The 17,820-nt window shown below is 71.0% G+C and carries 13 protein-coding genes, 2 tRNA genes and 2 pseudogenes; 9 read left to right on the top strand and 8 right to left on the bottom strand.

The features are described 5' to 3' along the window. Positions 1 to 55 precede the first annotated feature (55 nt). Positions 56 to 1,858, top strand: coding sequence for a hypothetical protein (locus tag ACTWO6_RS32385; protein ID WP_446217445.1), 1,803 nt, complete (start codon positions 56 to 58; stop codon positions 1,856 to 1,858). Positions 1,859 to 1,895: 37 nt separating this feature from the next. Here ACTWO6_RS32385 and ACTWO6_RS32380 read toward each other — a convergent pair whose 3' ends face one another. Next, positions 1,896 to 2,678: an IucA/IucC family C-terminal-domain containing protein gene (locus ACTWO6_RS32380; protein ID WP_446220844.1), complete on the bottom strand. Its 783-nt coding sequence runs from the start codon at positions 2,676 to 2,678 to the stop codon at positions 1,896 to 1,898. Positions 2,679 to 3,014: 336 nt separating this feature from the next. Here ACTWO6_RS32380 and ACTWO6_RS32375 point away from each other — a divergent pair. Next, positions 3,015 to 4,109 (top strand): annotated as a pseudogene (locus tag ACTWO6_RS32375) (helix-turn-helix domain-containing protein); the annotation flags it as partial. Between the two features lie 139 nt (positions 4,110 to 4,248). On the opposite strand, the gene ACTWO6_RS32370 reads toward ACTWO6_RS32375, so the two are convergent. After that, positions 4,249 to 5,370, bottom strand: a complete 1,122-nt coding sequence (locus tag ACTWO6_RS32370) for a globin domain-containing protein (RefSeq protein ID WP_446217444.1) — start codon at positions 5,368 to 5,370, stop codon at positions 4,249 to 4,251. A gap of 144 nt (positions 5,371 to 5,514) precedes the next feature. On the opposite strand from ACTWO6_RS32370, the gene ACTWO6_RS32365 reads away from it, so the two are divergent. Further along, positions 5,515 to 6,288 (top strand): CPBP family intramembrane glutamic endopeptidase, encoded by a 774-nt coding sequence (locus ACTWO6_RS32365; RefSeq protein ID WP_446217443.1) that lies wholly within the window; start codon positions 5,515 to 5,517, stop codon positions 6,286 to 6,288. A 79-nt stretch (positions 6,289 to 6,367) separates the two neighbouring features. On the opposite strand, the gene ACTWO6_RS32360 is transcribed toward ACTWO6_RS32365, so the two are convergent. Then, positions 6,368 to 7,963, bottom strand: coding sequence for a hypothetical protein (locus ACTWO6_RS32360; RefSeq protein ID WP_446217442.1), 1,596 nt, complete (start codon positions 7,961 to 7,963; stop codon positions 6,368 to 6,370). 133 nt (positions 7,964 to 8,096) lie between these two features. Here ACTWO6_RS32360 and ACTWO6_RS32355 point away from each other — a divergent pair. Both ACTWO6_RS32355 and ACTWO6_RS32350 read left to right on the top strand, forming a co-directional pair. Beyond that, positions 8,097 to 8,187: transfer RNA gene (locus ACTWO6_RS32355), tRNA-Ser, on the top strand. 36 nt (positions 8,188 to 8,223) lie between these two features. Further along, positions 8,224 to 8,296: transfer RNA gene (locus ACTWO6_RS32350), tRNA-Arg, on the top strand. 678 nt (positions 8,297 to 8,974) lie between these two features. Here ACTWO6_RS32350 and ACTWO6_RS32345 read toward each other — a convergent pair. Beyond that, positions 8,975 to 9,568 carry a CGNR zinc finger domain-containing protein gene (locus ACTWO6_RS32345; protein WP_446217441.1) on the bottom strand — a complete coding sequence of 198 codons (594 nt, stop codon included), beginning with the start codon at positions 9,566 to 9,568 and terminating at the stop codon, positions 8,975 to 8,977. A gap of 51 nt (positions 9,569 to 9,619) precedes the next feature. Here ACTWO6_RS32345 and ACTWO6_RS32340 point away from each other — a divergent pair, with 51 nt between their 5' ends. Together ACTWO6_RS32340 and ACTWO6_RS32335 are read left to right on the top strand one after the other, a co-directional pair. Next, a complete protein-coding gene (locus ACTWO6_RS32340; protein ID WP_446217440.1) occupies positions 9,620 to 11,089 on the top strand; it encodes an MFS transporter in 1,470 nt (489 codons plus the stop codon). Between the two features lie 753 nt (positions 11,090 to 11,842). Beyond that, positions 11,843 to 11,991, top strand: a pseudogene (locus tag ACTWO6_RS32335) (IS6 family transposase); the annotation flags it as partial. 642 nt (positions 11,992 to 12,633) lie between these two features. Here the strand turns inward: ACTWO6_RS32335 and ACTWO6_RS32330 are convergent. From ACTWO6_RS32330 to ACTWO6_RS32320, 3 genes are all read right to left on the bottom strand, one after another. Next, a complete protein-coding gene (locus ACTWO6_RS32330; protein ID WP_446217439.1) occupies positions 12,634 to 13,677 on the bottom strand; it encodes a fatty acid desaturase family protein in 1,044 nt (347 codons plus the stop codon). A gap of 93 nt (positions 13,678 to 13,770) precedes the next feature. Next, positions 13,771 to 14,289, bottom strand: coding sequence for a DUF3618 domain-containing protein (locus ACTWO6_RS32325; protein WP_446217438.1), 519 nt, complete (start codon positions 14,287 to 14,289; stop codon positions 13,771 to 13,773). Beyond that, positions 14,286 to 14,726, bottom strand: a complete 441-nt coding sequence (locus ACTWO6_RS32320) for a phage holin family protein (RefSeq protein WP_446217437.1) — start codon at positions 14,724 to 14,726, stop codon at positions 14,286 to 14,288. The genes ACTWO6_RS32325 and ACTWO6_RS32320 overlap by 4 nt, the downstream gene beginning before the upstream one ends. A gap of 822 nt (positions 14,727 to 15,548) precedes the next feature. Between ACTWO6_RS32320 and ACTWO6_RS32315 the strand changes: the two genes are divergently transcribed. After that, positions 15,549 to 15,752 carry a GNAT family N-acetyltransferase gene (locus tag ACTWO6_RS32315; protein WP_446217436.1) on the top strand — a complete coding sequence of 68 codons (204 nt, stop codon included), beginning with the start codon at positions 15,549 to 15,551 and terminating at the stop codon, positions 15,750 to 15,752. 132 nt (positions 15,753 to 15,884) lie between these two features. Here the strand turns inward: ACTWO6_RS32315 and ACTWO6_RS32310 are convergent, their stop codons facing one another. Further along, on the bottom strand, positions 15,885 to 16,097 hold the full coding sequence (locus tag ACTWO6_RS32310; protein ID WP_446217435.1) for a hypothetical protein: 213 nt from the start codon (positions 16,095 to 16,097) through the stop codon (positions 15,885 to 15,887). 186 nt (positions 16,098 to 16,283) lie between these two features. Between ACTWO6_RS32310 and ACTWO6_RS32305 the strand changes: the two genes are divergently transcribed. Continuing rightward, positions 16,284 to 17,753, top strand: coding sequence for a M1 family metallopeptidase (locus tag ACTWO6_RS32305; protein WP_446217434.1), 1,470 nt, complete (start codon positions 16,284 to 16,286; stop codon positions 17,751 to 17,753). Positions 17,754 to 17,820 lie beyond the last annotated feature (67 nt).

Here is a 17,820-nt window from a genome sequence, read left to right as displayed (position 1 = left end):
AGTACCCCGAAACATGTCACGTCCCTGCCATACCCTGACTACGCTCCGAATTGTTATGACTACTCCTGAATCGGACGGCGGCCCCGTTGCAGGTGGACCCGACCGGGGCGTACGGGACGGTCGGGGCCGGTGGATCGACGCCGCCGCCGTGCTCAGCTTCGTGCTGCTCGCCTTCTGGGTGACCGTGCGGTTCTGGGTGAACCCCGGCGCCGGGGTGCGGGACAACCGCTCCGATCAGGCGCAGTTCGAGTGGATGATGGCGCACGGTGCGCGAGTGGTGACCGATTTTGCCTATCCATTCGTCTCGGACCGGATGAATTTCCCGGACGGCGTCAATCTCATGGCTAATACGTCCGTATTATCCATTTCCCTACCAATGGCGCCCATCACGGTCCTCTTCGGGCCGCCTACGGCTTTCCTGGTCTTTCTCACCGCGGGAATGATCGCCACCGGCGTGGCCTGGTACTTCGTCCTTTCCCGGGTGTTGATCGGGGCCCGGGGGCCGGCCTGGCTCGGGGCGGGCTTCTGCGCCTTCGCGCCGGCGATGGTGTCGCACGCCAACGCCCACCCCAACATCGTCTCCCAGTTCGTGGTGCCGCTGATCGTCTGGCGGACCCTGCGACTGGCCGAACCCGGACGCTGGCTGCGCAACGGCGTGCTGCTCGGACTGGTGATCGTCTGGCAGGCCTTCCTCAACCTGGAGATCCTGCTGATGACCGCGATCGGCCTCGCCGTCGTCGTCGGCGCGCTCGCGCTCGGCCGGCCGGAGCTGCGGCGGGCGGTCCGGCCCTTCGCCGCCGGGCTGGGCGTGGCCGCCGCCGTCGCCGGGGTGCTGCTCGCGTACCCGCTCTACGTGCAGTTCTTCGGGCCGGGGGCGTACCAGGGGCTGTCCCGGCTGATCCGCGGCTACCGCACCGACCTCGCCTCGTTCGTGGCCTGGTCGCGCGAGTCGGTCGCGGGCGACGCCCGCGGCACCGTCTGGTTGGCCAAGAACGCCACCGAGGAGAACGCCTTCTTCGGCTGGCCGCTGGTCGTACTGGTGATCGCGCTGGTCTGGTGGATGCGACGAAACGCCGTCGTGCTCGGCCTGGCCGCGCTCGGCCTGCTCTTCGCTCTCTTCTCGCTGGGCCGGGAGATCCGCCTCGACGGGCGGGACACCGGCGTGCCCGGGCCGTGGGCGCTGCTGGAGGACCTGCCGATCCTGCACTCGGTGGTGCCGACCCGCTGGTCGCTCGCGCTGACCCCGATCGTCGGGGTGCTGCTCGCGCTCGGCGTCGACCAGGCGCGGCGGCTGGCCCGACGGCACCCCGGGGCCCGCCCGCAGATCCGGTTCGTCACCGTCACCGTGCTGGCGATGGCCCTGCTGCCGATCCTGCCGACCCCGCTCCCCTCGGTCCGCCTCGACCCCACGCCGGAGTTCGTCCGCTCGGGCGCCTGGCGGCCGTACGTCGCCGGCGGGCACAGCGTCGTCACCCTGCCGCTGCCGGACACCACCTACGCCGACCCGCTGCGCTGGTCCGCCGGGACCCGGCTGGAGATGCCGCTCGCCCGGGGCTACTTCCTCGCGCCCGACACCCGGCCCGGGGCCGGCCGGGTCGCCCTCTTCACCGCCCCGCCCCGCCCCACCAGCACCTTCTTCAACACGATCCGGAGTACCGACGCGGTGCCGCCGATCACGCCGCAGGACCGGGTGGCCGCCGTGGACGACCTGCGGTACTGGCGGGCCGGCGTGGTGCTGCTCGACCCCCGGCAGAAGCAGTCGGGCGCGCTGCACCGGGGAATGACCGAGCTGACCGGGATCGATCCGGTGTTCACCGGCGGGGTGTGGCTCTGGGACGTCCGCCCGCTGGTCGACTGAGCGCCGGGCCGGCAGGCAGCCCGGAAGCGGGCGCGAATCAGGAGGGTCGGACGCAGCACCCCTGGCAGATCTTCGGCCGGGGCAGGGTGAAGGCCAGGCAGCAGGTCCGCCGCTGGACGGTCGGCTCGCCGGCCGGGCCGGGCACCAGCTCCACCAGGTCGGCCAGGTCGAGCGCGTCGAGCAGCGTCTCGATGCTCCGGGTCGACGAGCCGGGCAGCGTGTCGGCGGCCCGCAGGATGCCGTGCGCGATGCCGGAGGCGACCGAGCCGAGCAGCGTACGCGTCCCGATCCGGACCTCGGCCTGGATGGCCGCGATCATCGGGGCGAGGTGCGCGTCGAGCAGCGATGCGCGCAGCGCGCCGAGCAGCTCGGCCTCGTCGGCGACCACCCGGACCTCTGGCGCGCCGGTCAGCGCCAGCGGGTCGCCCGGCAGCACCGCGACCGTGGTCGAGCGGCGCAGGCCCAGGGTGAGCAGCGGGCGGTGGTCCTCGAAGTGGATCAGCACGTCGGCCGGGTCGAGCAGCGGCACCCGCCGGGCCGAGGCCCAGCCGAGCACCGCCGGCAACGCCGTCCAGTAGCTGTACGACTTCCAGGCCAGCGCGGCGCAGGCGTGCGGGGTGCCACCCCAGCGCACCGTCGCGGCGTGCAGGAACTCGGGCAGCAGCGTCCCGTCGACCAGCCGGGTCGCCGGGGTCCAGCGCGCCTCGTCGGAGGTGGCCAGCAGGCCGGGGGCGAGCCCGGGCAGGTCGTCCGTGCCGAACATGGCGCGCAGGGTCGCGGTCACCGGGGCGAGCGGCGCGGCGACGTCCCGCCTCGGCATCACCGCTGTCACCTGACCCGTCCCCTGTCTGGTCGCCCCGCCGGTCGGTATGGGTAGGCCCATCTGAGCTAAGGCTAGCCTAACCACATGCTCCGGGTCGGGGGAAGCGGGGCTGAGGGGCTGCTGGAGAGGTCCCGGTCACTCCGCCGACCGGTCGCCGCGTGCCGGCGTACTACCCGGCGGGCGGGGGCGGAAACGCCGCCGAGCTGGTCGAAGGGCGGCGCGAGCATCGACGCACATGGCTGAATTGTCAAGGTGAGTGTCGAATACGGGCCAGTATCTGTGCACGTTCGGCCACTGACCGTGAAACTGGTACTCCCGGTCACGAGGAAGCCGATGACGACCTCCCCCATCGAACGGGCCGCCGACTCGTTCGCAGCCGAACTCGCCCGGCACCGCACCGACCGGGGGCTGTCCAAGAAGCAGCTCGCCACCCTGATGGGGTTCGACCCCTCCTACGTCAGCCACGTCGAGGGCCGCCGGCACCGCCCGACCGAGGACTTCGCCCGCCGGGCCGAGGCCGTCCTGGAGGCCAGCGGCGCGATCTGGCAGCGCTTCCGGGAGTACGCCGAGCTGCGGCACGCCCGCTCCGGCGGGGGGCGCCGGGAGCCGCCCTTCCCCGGCCAGTGGCTGCCCCCCGGCACCGGCCTGGTGGTCGAGCGGGAGCTGGCCACCCTTGCCCACACCGACGCCGGCTACCGCTGCGTGATCCGCCGGGAGCTCTACAACGCCGGGACCGAGCCGGTCACCCGTTACCTGGTCCGCGTCGCCGTCGACCGCTACCCCAACGACCCGGGCCGCTCCAACCGGCACCACCGCGAACACCCGCTCACCTTCGCCGAGCTGCAACTGCGGGCGTACCGGGACGACGGCGGCGGGCAGCCCGAGCCGATGCACTGGCGGGCCAAGCACGACCGGGACGCGTTCAAGGAGATCTGGCTGCTCTTCGAGAACGCCCAGGGCCGCTTCCCGCTCTACCCCGGCGACCGGGTCACCATCGAGTACGCGTACCGGGTGGGGCGGGAGAAGTGGGGGCCCTGGTTCCAGCGGGCGGTCCGCCTCCCCACCCGGCACCTGGCCGTCCGGCTGGACCTCCCGGTGGAGCTGGACCCGCAGGTCTGGGGGGTGGAGACCTCCCTCTCCTCGGAGGAGGGGCCGCTGCGTACCCAGATCCAGCGGCACGACCGGGGCGGCCGGGCGCTCTTCGACTGGTCCACCGACGACCCGCCCCTCAACGCCCGCTACCGGCTGCAGTGGCGCTTCCGCAACCAACCCCCGGAAGTCGAGCCGGACGGTCCGGCGACCGGGGTGCGGGTCCGGGCCAGCGACCGGATGCGCGGCGGGCTCGGCTGGGCCGCCGCCGTGGTCCGCCCGGCCGACCGGGCGGCCGAGCCGGTCGTCCTGCTCAACTCCCGGATCGTCGACTCGGCCTAGTCGGGCACCCCCTGGCGCTACTGACCGCTCCGGTGCGCGGGCCGGTTGCCGGCCCGGCCCGCGCACCGGCCGACGGGGGCCGGGTCGCGTGCCCCACGGGGCAGGGGCACGCGACCCGGCTCGGGGGGAGAAACGCCTACAGGTTGCCGAAGGTGTCGTACCGGATGTGCTCCGGCGGGACCTCGTCGGCGGCGAGCGCGCGTAGGGTGGCCCGGACCATCGGGGCCGAGCCGGAGACGTAGCAGTCGTGCGCCGTCCAGGGCCCGTACCGGGTGACCACGTCGGAGATGTCGCCCAGCTCGCCGTCGAAGGCCAGGTCCTCGCTGCACGCCGGCGTCACCGACAGCCACGGGTGGGCGGTCACCAGCTCCTCCAGGCCGGCGAGGCCGTAGAGCTCCTCCGGCCGGCGGGCGCCGTAGAAGACGTGCACCCAGCGGGTCCGGTTGAAGCTGGTCAGCTCCTCCACCAGCGCCTTGATCGGGGCCAGCCCGACGCCGCCGGCGACGCAGAGGATGTCCCGGGCCGACGAGCGGTCCAGCGTCATCGAGCCCATCGGGGCGGCCAGCCGGAGCAGGTCGCCCGGCTTCGTCCGGCGGACCAGCGCCCCGGACAGCCAGCCGGCCGCGTCGCTGGGCGTACGCACGTGGAACTCCAGCACGTTGTCGTCGTTCGGGGCGTTCGCCACCGAGTACGTCCGCCACACCCGCGGGTGGTGCCGGGGGGCCTCGACGCTGACGTACTGGCCGGCCTTCCAGGGCAGCGGGTGCTGCAGGGCGCGGACGGTCAGCACGGCGGTGTCCGGGCCGTGCCGCTCGTGGGTGAGCACCTCGGCGTGCCAGTACGGCGGGTTCTCGTCCGCCTCCGCTCCGGCGATCATCTTCTCGCAGATGCTCGCGTACGCCTCCCGCCAGGCCTGGTCGTACTCGAGGTTCCAGCCGCCGCCGGCGGTGCTGCGCAGCGCGTCCAGCAGGGCCACGCCCATGGTCTCGTAGTGGGTGGCCTCGACGTGGTACTTGCGGTGGTCCCGGCCCAGCGCGCGCAGGTACTCGTCGAAGCTCTCCGGGTCGCCGACCGTCTGGGTGGCGGTGACGATCGCCTCCAGGATCCGGTTGCCCTGCCCGCTCATCTGGACCGGGAAGAGCTTGCGCAGCTCGGGGTCGAGCAGGAAGAGCCGGGCGTAGAAGTGACTGCTCAGCCCTTCCCGGGCCTCCTCGACCAGGGTCCAGCTCTCCTTCAGCAGCCGGGCGAAGTTTTCCACGGGGGCACGCTCCTTCTCCTGACGGCGGATCGGGCCCTCACAGAATCTCCACGGAGCGTGCCCACCGGTCGCACATGATGTGCGACCGCCTCACTCCGCCCCGCCGAGGTGTCGAGCGGCCCCGTCGTGCGGCACAGTGGTCCGGTGACGGTTGACGAGCTCACCCGCCCGGTGTCCCGCCGGACCCTGGGCACCGAGACGCTGCTGGTGCTCGGGCTCTCCCTCGGGCAGTCGGCGGTCTACGCCGTGGTGTCGCTGGCCGCCAAGCTGACCGCCGCGGGTCCGCTGTCGAAGCAGACCGCGTCGCTGAACAACTCCCAGTCGGCCCGGCCCTACCTCGACCTGACGTACCAGCTCGTCGGGATCTTCTTCGCGCTGCTGCCGGTGCTGCTCGCCGTACACCTGCTGGCCCGCGACCCGGGCGACCCGGCGCGGACGCTCGGGGTGGACGTGCGGCGACCCGGGTTCGACCTGGGCTGGGGCGCCGGCCTGGCGGCGCTGATCGGGCTGCCCGGCCTGGCGCTGTTCTGGGCGGCGGCGCAGCTCGGCGTCAACGCCACGCTGGTCCCGGCCGCGCTGCCGCACCTGTGGTGGGCGGTGCCGGTGCTGATCCTCGCCGCCGTGCAGAACGCCGTGCTGGAGGAGGTGATCGTGGTCGGCTACCTGGTCAACCGGCTCTGGCAGCTCCGGTGGCGGCTCCCCGCGGTAATCGTGGCGAGCGCGGTGCTGCGCGGCTCGTACCACCTCTACCAGGGCTTCGGCGCGTTCCTCGGCAACGCGGTGATGGGCGTCGTCTTCAGCCTCTTCTTCCTGCGTACCCGTCGGGTGGGGCCGCTGATCATGGCGCACACCCTGCTCGACGTGGTCGCCTTCGTCGGCTACGCGCTACTGCCGAAGTCCTGGTTCGGCTGGCTCTGACCCGCGCCGGCCGGGCCGACCGGGGCACTCCCCGCTCTGCGGTGCGGCTGAAGCCCCGACCTGCCGCACCGCGCGACGATCACCGACCCGGCACCCTGGGCCGGCGGTAGGCGGCGATCGCGCGGGCGGCCAGCCGCTCGGCGGCCGCCGCGTCCCCCGCCGCCGCGGCGAGCACCGCCGCCCCCGGCAGCAGCCGCGACGCCAGCCGCAGGCCCAGCCAGCCGCCGGCCTGCGCGGCCAGCGGCGTCGCCAGCCGCCAGGCCGCCTCCGCGGCCCGTGGCCAGGGCCGATCCCCCGGCCCGTCGGCCGCCCGGGCCGCGTCCAGGGCCAGGCGGGCGGTGCCGGCGTCCGGGTGGACCTGGGTGAGCACCAGCAGCTCCGCCGCCCGGTCCGGATGGGTCGGGTCGCGGTCGTACGCCGCCGCCAGGTGCAGCACCAGGTTGGCCTGCGTCCAGAGCACCGCCGCCAGCTCGGCCACCGGCGCGAAGAGCCCGGCCCCCGCCGCGACCGCGCCGCCGGTCCCGGCCAGCCGGACGAACTGCCGGGTGGCCAGCCGGGCCAGCCCGTCCGCGTCCGCATCCGGGTACGTGCCGCGCAGCCGCCCGGCCCACTCCCAGGCGCGTGGCCCGAGCGCCTCGACGGCCGCCAGGGCCAGCAGCTCCGGCGCGAATGCCGGGTGGTCGAGGACGCGCGCGGTGAACGCCCGCCACTCCACCCCGGCGGTACGCCCCGACGCCGGCTCCGTCGCGTCGACCGCCGGTCCGACGACCGTGGCCGGACCCGGCTGGCTGGGAATCGCGGCGGCCGGCTTCTTCGCGGGGGCGGCCTTCTTCGGCGTCGCGGCCTGCGTGCCCGCATTGCGAGGCGAGGTGGCCTTCCGCGCCGGGCCGGGGTCGGTGTGTCCTCCGTCACCGGCGGCGTCGCTGATCTCCGCCGGGCCCGCCTCGGCACGCTTCCGCGCCGCCGGGCTCGCCTTCTTCCCCGGAACCGCCTTCTTCCCCGGGCTCGCCTTCTTCGCCGGGCTCGCCTTCTTCGCCGGGCTCGCCTTCTTCGCCGGGCTCGCCTTCTTCGCCGGGGCGCGGCGCGTGGGCTTCGGGGCTTCCTCGTCCGTCGCCGACTCCCGCTGGACCGGATTCGGCCCGGGGCCGACCGGTTCTGCCCGTTGCTCGGTCGGGACGGCTGGGGGACCGGCCTCGGTCGCCGTGCCCTCGCGTCCGGGCGTCCGGGCGGTTTTCGTTGCGGCCTCCGCCCCCGTGCCTTCCGGGGCAGGGGCCGGGGTGGCCCTGGCCGCGACGCCTTCGGCGGCAGGGGTGGCCTCGGTCACCGGGCCTTCGGGGGCAGGAGGCGGGGTGGCCCCGGTCGCCGGGCGAGGTCGGGGGGCGGCGGTCCCGGTGGGGCGGGTGTGGCCCTCGGCCCGGGAGGCGTCGCCGGCCGAGCGGCCCGGGGCGCGGGAGATCGCCTGAGCGGGGTCGGGCGGCTGGAAGAGCACGGCCGGCGCGGCCCTGGTCCGCCGCGCCGGGGGCTGCGGCCCGCTCTCCGCCTCCGGTTGGCGGGTCGGCGGGGCGGGCGGCTCGGGCGTCGGCGGCGCGGCGAAGGTCGGCTTCGGGGAGCGGTTCCGCCGGGCGCCGGGGGCGGGCTCGCGGCGGGGCGGATCGCTCGGCGGCTGCTCCTGCATATCGATGGAGCGTAGACCCGAGCGTGACCTCGCACACGCGGGAAACGCAGGTCGGGGTGCCGCTGCGGTAGTCGCTTTGCCCCGGGTGGGTACGGACCTGTATCCTCGGGCGCGGTGGTCTGCGGGCCACCAGGGAGACTTCGCCTAGTCTGGTCTATGGCGCCGCACTGCTAATGCGGTTGGGGTCTTAAAGCCCCTCCCGGGTTCGAATCCCGGAGTCTCCGCGCGAATGCCAGGTGTGTAGACTGGCCGAGCAGCAAGCGCCCGTAGCTCAATGGATAGAGCATCTGACTACGGATCAGAAGGTTAGGGGTTCGAGTCCCTTCGGGCGCACAGGGTTTTACAGGGTTTGACCAGGGAAAACACCCCTCCGGCCATCGATGGCCCTCGACCGGAGGGGTGTTTTTTCGTGCACCCATGGGTGCACGATCGGCGCAGAAACGGGCTGATCGTAACCAAGAGTCACCAGTGCACCGTCCTGCAGCGTGTGGGAGTGGCGGACTGTGGTGGCGAGGCCCGTCGACGAGTCAAATGCTCGGTCTCTGCTCCAGGGCTCGACGCCATCGCCGGCACGCACTTTTGTGCGCCCCCGGGGGCATGCCCGCCGCCGACGTGGTTGATCGTGACGGAGAGTCTCAGAGGCAACTCTGGTGATGGTTGATCGCGGTTCCGTCCAGGTCCGCGACCCGATCCCACCGCGCCACACGGACGGGCCCGTAGGCCCCCGAGCCGGAGGCGCAGGTCGAACGCATCGGCTGGGCGCTGCTGTGCTGCATGCGGAGTCTTCGCCCAAACGCCCGATCCCGCCGGCGAGGAGGCGGCCTAACCTAGGTCGACTTGGCAGTACGACGGGTGGGGGCCGATCCGTCCGCCGACGTCGACCGCCTGATCACGATCCTCAACGCCGTCCGAGACGACGCCGCCCCTGGGCACGAGGTGGCCTAGCTGTACTGACCGGGACGTTGATTGAGCCTCGGTATCGTGAGTACACGATCACAGGCGGTGAATGAATCAGAGCCGATGGCTCTTCGCCTTCTGTCGGGCGTAGTAGGCGCGGGCGCGGTTGCGGTCGCCACAGTCCTTCGTGTTGCACCAGCGGCGGTTCCGCCGCGGTGATGTGTCGAGATAAACCCAGCCGCACTTGGCGTCTTCGCACTGGTGGAGACGGTCGAGGTCGTCGCGCTGGGTGAGAGCCACGAGCTCGCGGACGATGCGATTGCGGGGCAAGCGGAGGTCGGTTTCCCGGTCTCGCCATTGCCAGCGGTCGCCCGTGCGGACCAGGTCGGCTGCGGCGATCGCCGCCCGGTACATGCCCGCGAGGTCTGCGGCGGCTTCGGGGTCATCCTCGAAGAGAGCTGCGTAGACCCTCTCGCGCGCTTCGATGGCCTGTTGCCGTTCCCGCTCGGCCCGGGCGTCGTCCTGGCCGGCGAGGTCGCGCAGGGCCACGGCCTCGTCTCCGCTGATCAGGTCGGACTCGATGCACCAGTCGACGACGTCGGAGAAGGTCTTCAGGTTCTCAGTGCGTTCGCACCCGCCGAGGCGCCAGTCAACGGTGTTCACCAGGTCGAGCATGCGGTCGCCCGCGATGTGGCCGAACCTCACCATCAGCTCCTCTCATGGCCAAAAGCATTGTTGCATGTGAGACGACCAACTGGCATGCTCATTCCCAATCGGCCAATCACCCGTGAGAATACCATCAGGAGACTGATCGTGCCTGCCGCCGCCCCACGCAGATCGTTCACTGCACTGTGGGCGTCCCAAGCGTCCTCAAACCTCGCCGACGGGCTGCTGCAGGCCGCGGCGCCGCTGCTCGTCGCCACGCTGACCCGTGACCCGCTCGTGGTGGCGGGCATGACGGTGGTGCAGTTCCTGCCCTGGCTGGTCGCAACCCTCCCCGCCGGCGCGATGGCCGACCGGGTGGACAGACGTCGGATACTTACCGCTGGCAACTGGCTGCGCGCGGCCGGGTTCGCGCTGCTCGCCGTGTCCTTGGCGAACGGATGGCGCCACGTCGCACTGCTCTACGCCGCAGTGTTCCTAGCCGGTTGCGCCGAGACGATGGTCGACAACGCCGCCCTGACCATCCCGCCCCGTCTCCTGCCACGCGAGCAGCTCGAGCGCGCCAACGGCCGGTTGTTCGCGACCCAGTCCGTCATCAACACCTTCATCGGTCCGCCTGCCGGGGCGGCGTTGTTCGCGCTGGCAGCATCAGCGGCCTTCTACACCGGCGCGGCCGCGTTCGCCCTCGCCGGCCTGGCAGCTCTGCTGCTGCCCGCGCTGCGCCCCACCAGCGAGGAACAGGAGCGCCGCCGCTCGACCCCGACCACCGTCACCCAGGACATCCGCTCCGGATGGGCCCACTTCTGGCGCCACGACCTGCTGCGCCGAGTCGCGTTCATCTCGGCGGCAATTAACTTCTTCGGCACGGCCACCGGCGGGTTGCTCGTTCTGCTGATCACCGGCCCGTACCAAATGCCCATGTCGCGCTACGGCCTGTTCGTCGCCGTTCCCGCCGCCGGTGCGATCGCCGGCTCACTGCTCGCCGAACACGTCGTGCCCCGCATCGGCGGCGGCCCCATCACCTGGCTCGCCGCCCTCGCCCCGGCCGCCAGCTACGCCATCCTCGGCCTGGGTGACAACACACCCCTCGCCCTTGCCGGCATGTTTTGCGCTGCCATTGCCACCTCGCTGAACCAGATCGTCGTCAGCACCCTGCGCCAAGCAGCAGTCCCCGACCAACTCCTCGGCCGCGTCACCGCCGCCTACCGCCTGGTCGTCCTGGGTGTCGTCCCCCTCGGAGCCCTCGCCGGCGGCTTGCTCGGACGCAGCCTGGGGATCCGCGCCCCCTTCATCGCCGCAGCCCTCGGACTCGTGCTCGCCGCGCTCCTGCTCGCCTCCCGGGTCACCACCCAAGCCCTCCGTGACGCCGAAACAACCCACGGTCGTCACGCGATTGACCAACGTCCCCGATCAGTACACCTAGCCACCCGAGGAGATGCCGCCGCTCACGCTGCCGAACCGCGCTCTACAAGGGATCAACGCGACCCGCAAGCGGGCCGCGCCGGCCCGAGCCCCAGCCTGCCGCGACCGTCAACCGGCAGTCGCACGGCCGCCCGGCAACGCTGACGGCAGCGGGACTTTCTCCGGGCCGGCGGCAAGCAATTGAACAAGAATGAGACCCGCGGGCCGGAAGATGCACGGAGGGGGATCATGAAAGCGAGTCGTGAAGAGGCGCTGCGGGTGTTGAGCCAGCCGTGGACCAACTTGGTCGACCAGGCCGAGGTGGAGTACGAGCCCCGCCCGGCGCCAGCGGCGTACACCGCAAGCTGAGCCCCGACGACCTTGCGTGGCTGTTCGAGGAGGCCGATCGCCGCGACGTCAGCCCGTCGACGGTGATGCAGGAACTGGTGAGCCGGGCGCGCGAGCGGTCGACTCCTCGCTAGCGGATCAAGATGCCGGCGACGGGACGGCAGGATTGATTGATCATGCACCCATGGGTGCACTCTGGGGGAGGGGAACGCGCTCTAGCGTCACGTTTCGTCGACACTGCTACATACCGAATCCGGACAACATCGCATAACTGCAGGTCACCGGGCACCTTTCCCTACCGACTACGGATCAGAAGGTTAGGGGTTCGAGTCCCTTCGGGCGCACAAGATTAAAAGGCGTCTGACCTGCCAAAACGGGGGTCAGGCGCCTTTCGTCGTTCGTCCCCATGGGTGACATGTTGCTCGAATGTGTTCGTACGACGAGCCTGGCCTACGTCCCGGCCTGTCCCTCTCGGTTCGCAAAGGGGTCCGGTCGGCTCCGTTGCGTTGAGGGTGGGCATGATCGAGGCAGGCTTGAACGGTGAAGACATCCACCCGCCCTCGCCCGTGGCTGCCGCCGAAGTCGGCGTTCGTCGGGTTCCGGTTCCCGGCAGAGGTGATCGTCGTCGCGGTGCGGGGTACCTGCGGTACAACCTCTCCTACCGCGACGTTGAAGAGCCGCTGGTCGAGCGTGGTGTGGAGGTCGACCACGTCACGGTCTAACGGTGGGTGCAGCGGTTCACGCCGCTCCGGCGCGCGGACTGCCGGTCGCACGCACCCTGCTGCTCGCGGCCCCGTACCCCGTCAACTCGCCGTCGCGGACAGTCCGCGCTGACAGCGGCATCTCGCTTTGGCCTTGTAGTAGGTGCTGGCGGCGAGTTGTCTTGGGTGCAGGTTGCGGATGCTGCTGGAGTCAGCGGCTGGGGGATGACCTGCCGGTCATTCGCTCCGCGATCTGCCGCAGCTTCTGCTGGGTGCCGGGTTTCGCCGCCTGGCGTCGCCCGCTTTGCATCAGCTTGCGCGTCTGTGGGGCGTTTAGAAGTCCCTTGATGCGTTGGGTAACCGATGTCATCACGTCTCCCACTGCTCACCGGCGGCGTGCATGCCGCCTTCGGTCGTCTCCAGTGTGGGTCATCGCCGGCCGACCGGTGGCCGGATCAGCTGATCGTCGACGTCGCGGTCCGGTTCGACGGTCCGGGTGCATGCCCTCGATAGGGGCCGGGTAAGCGGGGTGCCCGTCCTTCCAAGCCGGGAGCTTCCAGAGGGAAGATCGGATGACGACGCGAAGTGGCTCCGGATCGCTGCCCGGTGCGGGTGACAAGCAGGCGTGTCGCGGAGCGAGACCAGCGAGCAGGCCGTGCCTCAGTTTGGGCCGGCGTCGTCGGCTGGCTGACCTGACCCGACCGCGCGTAGGTGCTTCAGCGCTTGGGCCCATGAACGCATCAGGGTCGTTTCGTGGTAGGTGATGTCGTGTTCGGCGCAGAACCGGCGGACCATCGGTCGAGCGCGGCGGAGGTTGGGTCGCGGCATGCTGGGGAACAGGTGATGTTCGATCTGGTAGTTGAGACCGCCGAGCAGGGTGTCGATGAACCAGCCGCCGCGCACGTTGCGGGAGGTGAAAACCTGGCGTCGGAGGTAGTCGAGGCGTTCGTCGGTGGCGAGGATTGGCATGCCCTTGTGGTTGGGTGCGAAGGCACTGCCGAGGTAGAGGCCGAGTAGGCCTTGGTTGACGAGGATGAATGCAACGGCCTGCATTGGGGTCAGGACAACGACCACGGCACCGAGGTATCCGGCGGCGTGTAGCGCAAGCAGCGCCGCCTCCGCGGGACGTCGTTTGATCCTGCTCCGGCCGACGGCAGCGCTGACGCTGTTGACGTGCAGGTGCAGGCCTTCCAACAGCAGCAGCGGGAAGAACAGGTACGCCTGGTACCGGACCACCAGTGCGCCCAGCCCACGCCGCTTTCGCGCCTGCCTGGGGGTAAACGACAGCGGTCTGACGACGATGTCCGGGTCCCGGCCCTCGGTGTTCGGGTGCGCATGATGCCGGTTGTGCTTGTCCACCCACCAGCCGTAACTGATGCCGATCAGGAGATTGCCGTGGGCAAGGCCGACCAGGTCGTTGGCGCGACGGGATCGGAAGATCTGGCGGTGACCGGCATCGTGACCAATGAACCCGGCTTGCGCGAAGACCACCGCGAGGGCCGCCGCGACGCCCAGCTGCCACCACGACTCACCGAGCCACCCGAACAGCGTCCACGCCCCGACGTAGCATCCGGCGAGGGCACTGATGCGTAGCGCGTAGTAACCACGTCGCCGATTGAGGAGGCCCGCTCGGCGGATTTGGCGGGACAGGTCCGCGTACTCACTGCCGCCATGGCGGTCGGTATCGAGGGTTGCATCGCTCATGGTCGCGGCTCCGTGCACGTGGCGTCGTCGGCTTGTCGATGTCGTCGAATAGGTGGTCAGGCAAGGCGAGCGAGGGCGAACAGCGGGCCCGCGTCAGCGTCGACGACGAGCAGCAACACGTCGGCGCATGCTGTGCTGGCGCATTGCCACTGCGACGCCAACGGTGGTGGCGGCGACGATCAGGACGGGGCGGCGGCGGGCTGCCGATCGAATCCCGACCAGCCGGCCGCGGAGTGCACGGGCAGCGGCCGGCGCCCTCTGGGCTACCGGACTGTCTGTGACTCTGCCGCGAACGGCGGCTACCTTCCCTGACGTGCCACGGCGCAGTGCCGCCCCGCGTTGCTGCGCGGCACGGGCTATTCCGTCGAGGCTTGCGGTGCCGGCCCGTTGCCGGGCTGCCTGAACTGCTTTTCCCGTCTTTCCGCGCATCGCCTGGGCCGAGTTCGTCAGCCGCTGTCGGGCACGCCCTTTGATCTTGAGGGCCCGGTCTCGGCCCTGGGCCTTCACGTCAATTCTTGCTGCTAGTGCCTCCACGGTGGCACCGAGTTCGGCTCGTGTCTTCTCGATGTTCTCGCGGGTGCGGTCCGGGTCGCTGCTCCCGTTCGTCGTCATCGCCGTCGGCCCTCCTTGGCGGCCTGCTGCACCGACTCCACGTCGGAGCGCACGCTATGCAGCGTCGCTTCCGGCTTGACGGGCATCGTCCGCTTGACCTGCTTCTTGCCGAGTAGCGCGAGCAGCCCGGCCACCGCGAAGAGGATCACCGCGACGACAAGCGCCGCCACCCACGCCGGCATGAACTCGGCGAGGACCAGGATGAACGCCGCGACGAGCGCTCCGGTACCAAGAAATGCCGTCCCGCCGGCACCACCGACCATCGCCGCGCCGGCGCTGGCGCGCTTGCCCTTTGCGGTCATCTCCGCCCGGGCCAGCGTCAATTCGTCGCGTACGAGACGGGTGATCTGATCGGTCGCACGCTGCACAAGCTGCGCGACAGTAGCTTCCTCTTGGGGCCCGTTGCCCGGCCGGCCTCCGCTGGGCGGGTCACCCATGCGTCGTCACCTCCAAAGACAGACTCGGAATGTCGCATCAGGCGCGGCAGGACGCAGCCACCGGATGCCGCCCAGCGGGCGCCGCTTGGTCAGGCCTGGCCAGCGCCGTGGCTGAAGGCTCGCGGGGCGGCGCTGCCTGTCCTCACCGCGCTGAGGCTGCCGATGACGCCGTTTCCGTGTCGCGGGCGGTGCCGCCGGCGATCGGAGGTCCCCCCACGCCCGCATCGGCGAACGCGCTGTCGTCCCGGGCGGGAAGATCACTCCCGTCACCTACGGCACGGGGACGGCTGGCTCGTACGACGGTCACCGCCGCCGCCACCGCTGCCAGGGAGATCGCCGCCGCCTGCATCAGCGGCACTCTTCTACTACGTCGACGCCCCATGCCGCACCATCCCTCTCACTTTCGAGTTCAACCTTGTTCTCATCGTGAATACACCGCAGCGGCGGTGAGGGACTGTTCGGCGCATTCGACACGGTCGGGTTATTTCGCCCATCATGCGCTGCTAAGTGTCAAGCGGCTCGGACACGATCACGAGTGGATCTCGTGTGGCGCCGAGCCGAGCCGCCGACGCCGGACCGTCGGTGGACGTGGTCCGCCCACTGCCGCTGCCCGGCGGGCTGGACGGCGACGCCTTGGCGGGGTGCCGCTCCCCAGCGCCGGCCCAACCGTCCTAATTGCCTTGTCCTCATCCGGGCAGGCTGGCAGTCCAGCGGGGTGAAGGGCCGACCGTCGAGTGCAGTACGAGGCGGCTCCGCGGAGCGAGGCGCTGAGGCCCCGATCCCTCTGACCGCGCATGGTGAGAGCTTTCGCTCCAAGCGCGCGTGGCTTGCCCGAGGGGTAACAGCGCCGGCCACGTACTGTGCGCCGGGCCGGTGCCGTGGACCGAGGATGTCTGCGCCTGGGTGCTCAACCTCGCCGTGGCGCCTCGCGCACAGGGCCTCGGGTTTGGCCGGGCACTGCTCACGCACGCGTTTGCGGGGCACCCGCGAGGCGGGGCTGCCGGCCGTCGGCCTGTCGGTGGCTGACGGCAACGCCGCGCGCCGGATGTATGACAGCGCCGGTTTCCGACCGCTCACCCGGGTGCTCTCGGTGCTTCTGCCCGCGCCCAATGGCTGATGACCGAGTCCTGACGCCCGGCCGGGGTGGGTCGCGGGGGTTCAGCCGGTGGTGGCGGCCAGGTCGGTGGTGATCTGCATGGTCAGGTCGATCACCTGGCACAGGACGGCCGGCGCCTCGGCGCCGTCGGCCGTGCCGACCGTCTTGGTGTACCCGTTGGTGTACGACACGGTCACCGAATAGGTGAACCGGTCGGCACCCGGCTGCGCGGGCAGATACGACTTCGCGAGGGTACGGAATTCGCGACCGTTCACGGCATACCCCTTGTAGACCCTTTCTATCAACGGCTGGAAGCAACCTCACCTGGGCCGTAGGTCCCAAGAGGACAGTGCGTACGGTGCAATTTGTTTCGATTGTTTCCGCGTTTGGAGAATTGCGACCGCGCGCGGTCGGCGGCGCGGTGCCCCCACGGGAGAGGCACTCTCCCGTACGGTGCGCTGATGCGTCACCCAGTACTCCTGACCCTGCTCCTGCCGCCGCTGCTCGTCGCCGGCTGCACGCCCGACCCGGCGGGCCCGGCGGGCGCCTCCTCGTCCCCCTCGGCCAGCCCGAGCCCGACCGTGCCGGCGGTCGACTACACCGCCTGGCGGGCCGGTAACTCGACTCCGGTGGCCGACCCGCTCTACCCGGCCCGGGGTACCGCAGCGCTGGACGTGCTGCACTACGGCCTGGCCCTCGAGTGGGCACCGCCGACGAAGACCCTCACCGGCACCGCCACCCTGCGGATCCGGCCCACCAAGGACGCGCCGAGCCTGGTCCTCGACTTCATGCCGTTCCAGGTGGACGGGGTGACGCTGGACGGGACGTCGGTCACCGGCACGGTGACGAAGGAGAAGCTGACCGTCGCCGCCCCGGTCACCGCCGACAAGCCGGTCACCCTGGTGGTGAAGTACCACGGCAGCCCGAAGACCACCCCGATGCCATCGCACCGCAAGGATGTGGAGGCCTTGGGGCTGACCGTCACCAAGGAGGGCGGCCTCTGGACGATGCAGGAGCCGTTCGGGGCGTTCACCTGGTACCCGGCGAACGACATGCCGTCCGACGAGGCGCTCTACGACATCGAGGTCACCGTGCCGCCGGGCTGGTCCGCCATCGCCAGCGGCACCCCCGCCGCGCAGTCCGGGACCACCTTCACCTACCGCAGCGCCGACCCGGTGGCGACGTACCTGACCACCCTGGCGGTCGGGAAGTACCAGAAGCTGACCGCGAAGGGGCCGCGGGGCATCCCGCTGACCTACTGGTACCGCAAGGGCACCGACGACAAGCTGCTGCCGTACCTGAAGAAGTCTCCGCAGTACATCGCCTGGCTGGAGAAGCGGTTCGGGCCGTACCCGTTCCCGACCGGCGGAGTCGTGGTGGTGGACTCGGCGTCCGGCATGGAGACCCAGCAGATGATCACCATGGGTCGGAAGATCGAGAACACCAAGGCCCGGCGGGACCGCTGGGGCACCGACCTGCTCCACGAGTACGCCCACCAGTGGTTCGGGGACTCCGTCACGCCGACCACCTGGACCGACCTGTGGCTCAACGAGGGCTTCGCCACCTACGCCCAGGATCTCCACACCCAGGACGTCTTCAACCTCAGCGACGCCAGCCTGGACCGGTACGTGCGCCAGGCCGACGCCAAGCTGCGGGCGAAGCTCGGCCCGCCCGGCAAGCCGAACCCGAAGAACTTCGCCGAGGGGAACGTCTACCTCTGCCCGGAGGCGATGCTCCGGGAGCTGCACAACCTGCTGGGCGACAAGAAGTTCTTCGCGCTCGCCACCGCCTGGGTGCAGCAGCAGAAGAACACCCAGCAGGACCGCGCCTCGTTCATCGCCTTCGTCAACAAGCAGACCGGCCGGGACTTCACCAAGCTGATCAACACCTGGCTCGACTCGAAGACCACCCCGAAGTCCACCGCGAACTGAGCCGCGGCCGCGTCGGCGCCGGACACCGTACCGGCGCCGACGCGGCCAGGGTGGAGAACCGGACGGC

It is taken from the genome of Micromonospora sp. IBHARD004 (genome assembly GCF_052814115.1).
Note: the sequence above shows the minus strand (reverse complement) of the source record. Positions and strands in the feature narration are given on the sequence as shown.

Coding starts and splice junctions, on each gene's coding strand:
- ACTWO6_RS32340 (WP_446217440.1), top strand. CDS start 9,620: ATGCTCATTCCCAATCGGCCAATCACCCGTGAGAATACCATCAGGAGA.
- ACTWO6_RS32385 (WP_446217445.1), top strand. CDS start 56: ATGACTACTCCTGAATCGGACGGCGGCCCCGTTGCAGGTGGACCCGAC.
- ACTWO6_RS32320 (WP_446217437.1), bottom strand. CDS start 14,726: ATGGGTGACCCGCCCAGCGGAGGCCGGCCGGGCAACGGGCCCCAAGAG.
- ACTWO6_RS32325 (WP_446217438.1), bottom strand. CDS start 14,289: ATGACGACGAACGGGAGCAGCGACCCGGACCGCACCCGCGAGAACATC.
- ACTWO6_RS32380 (WP_446220844.1), bottom strand. CDS start 2,678: ATGCCGAGGCGGGACGTCGCCGCGCCGCTCGCCCCGGTGACCGCGACC.
- ACTWO6_RS32305 (WP_446217434.1), top strand. CDS start 16,284: ATGCGTCACCCAGTACTCCTGACCCTGCTCCTGCCGCCGCTGCTCGTC.
- ACTWO6_RS32345 (WP_446217441.1), bottom strand. CDS start 9,568: ATGGTGAGGTTCGGCCACATCGCGGGCGACCGCATGCTCGACCTGGTG.
- ACTWO6_RS32330 (WP_446217439.1), bottom strand. CDS start 13,677: ATGAGCGATGCAACCCTCGATACCGACCGCCATGGCGGCAGTGAGTAC.
- ACTWO6_RS32360 (WP_446217442.1), bottom strand. CDS start 7,963: ATGCAGGAGCAGCCGCCGAGCGATCCGCCCCGCCGCGAGCCCGCCCCC.